The following is a 1,408-nucleotide window of genomic DNA, read 5'->3' as shown; positions in this document are numbered from 1 at the left end:
TGCACCACCTACCCGGTCGGCAACCGGCAGGCGGTCAGCGATTGCCCGGCCTGTGCCGCCGGCACCGTCGAACTGCCGCTGCTGCCCGGGGCCTTGTCGTATCCGATCGTGGAGGTCGCGATCAACGGTCGGCCCGGATACCGCTTCCTGTTCGACACCGGGGCCATGGGCACGTTGATCTTCCGTCACCCCCGTACGGCCGACTTGGCGCTGTCATCCCGCGGCGAGATCGCCATCGGCGGCCTGGGCGATGGTGCGCGCCCGGTTGCACAGGTGGCGCCCGGGGTCGCGCTTCAACTCGGACCACTGACGCTGCGGGACCTGACGGTGCTGGTGCTGCCGGTCGATCGGCTGGCGCTGTTTGGATCGCCAGACCTGGTGTTCATCGACGGCATCATCGGCAACGACCTGTGGACCCGCTTCGGCGTGGAGGTCGATGCCGCTGGCGGGAGAATGCGCCTGCACCGCCTCGGCACGACGGACCTGGGGTCCGGCGCGCGCAGCGCCGCGCTCACGGTTCGCCACGACCACCTGTTTGTCCCGGTTCAGGTCACTCTAGATGCCAGCCGCGACCCGGTCGCCGTCGACCTGCTGCTCGACAGCGGCGCCGGCGGCGCGCTGTATCTCGTGACTGACCCGGCGCGGGGACTCGTGCCGCCGGACGGCGCCGTGACGATCGAGGGGCGCGGGATCCAGGGCCAGAGCCGCGAGATTGCCGCACGCTCCACCGCGGTCGAGGTGGCCGACGTCCGGTGGCTGAACGTTCCGACCAGCTTTGGCCCGGAGGGTGCCGGGAGCAGGCAGTCGGGTGCGGGCCTGATCGGGGTGGGGCTGTTGTCGCAGACCCGCTGGGCGGTGGATATCGGGCAAGCGCGGTTGTGGCTGGTGCCCGGCGACGCCCGCGAGCGTCGCTTCGAGGACGGCTCCTTCGGGCTGGCCACCGTCCCCGTGGCGAACCGGTTGCTCGCCCTGCTCGTGCAGGCGCGCAGCCCGGCCGCGAACGCGGGTCTGCAGGTCGGCGACGAGCTCATCTCAATCGACGGGTCTTCGATCACGGGCAGCCAGCAGGCCGCCGTCGAAGCAGCGCTGCGGACCCGCCGCACAGCGACGCTGTGTTGGCGCCGGGCCGACGAGGTGCGCTGCGGGACCTTGACGCGAGCGGCACCCTGAAGATCGCCGGGCCGTTGCGCGCCATGTCGGCTTGCCGCCTGAGCGTCGTGCGCTGCCCGCATCTGCGGCCCCGCGGTTGACGGTTCGGCACCAACCCGGCCGAGAACTGCGGCTCAACTGGCGAAGATCCACCCGCTGTCGCAGACCAAGCCAACGCCGCACCGGTTAGCGGCGGGCCACCCCGACAACGTCGGTGCTCCGACGCCCCGGCTTGCGCTGGCGCGGCGCCGCGCCGAGC

Annotated in this window: 1 protein-coding gene; it reads left to right on the top strand. The window is 71.9% G+C overall.

Annotation, left to right across the window (positions count from 1 at the left end; translation table 11 throughout):
- Positions 1-1,170 (top strand): aspartyl protease family protein (locus tag ACOVRJ_RS06620; protein WP_422043095.1); only part of this gene is annotated, 1,170 nt, incomplete at its 5' end.
- Positions 1,171-1,408: the final 238 nt, after the last annotated feature.

Source organism: Roseateles sp., assembly GCF_049240545.1.
Lineage (GTDB): Bacteria > Pseudomonadota > Gammaproteobacteria > Burkholderiales > Burkholderiaceae_C > Paucibacter_A.
This window is presented reverse-complemented; position numbering and strand designations above follow the sequence as displayed.